This is a genomic window from Arthrobacter sp. 'calajunan' (assembly GCF_046940185.1).
Taxonomy (GTDB): Bacteria; Actinomycetota; Actinomycetes; order Actinomycetales; family Micrococcaceae; genus Glutamicibacter; species Glutamicibacter soli.
The window spans coordinates 1-282 of sequence record NZ_JBKZDY010000042.1 but is presented as its reverse complement, the minus strand read 5'-3'; the positions used below and the strand labels follow the sequence as shown (position 1 = coordinate 282).

Annotated in this window: 1 pseudogene; it reads left to right on the top strand. The window is 69.5% G+C overall.

Features of this window, described 5'->3' with window-relative positions:
* Positions 1-282, top strand: a pseudogene (locus RF641_RS17575) (recombinase RecQ); the annotation flags it as partial.

Below are 282 nucleotides of genomic sequence, written 5' to 3'. Positions count from 1 at the left end.
GAGTCAGCTTCTTATACCGGCGACCGACGACGCGGAGATCTGGGAGTACTTCGCCACCAGCTCCATGCCTGACCAGGTGCGCGCCACCGCGGTGCTGGAGCCGCTGGGCCAGGCCGACGGCGCGATGAGCGTCCCGGCGCTGGAGAGCGCGGTGAACTTGCGCCGTTCCCCGCTGGAACTGCTGCTGAAGGTGCAGGCCGTGGTCGGCGCCGTGGAACGCGTGGCCGGCGGCTGGATGCGCACCGACCTGCCTTGGTCCTACGACGCTGACCGCTACAAGCG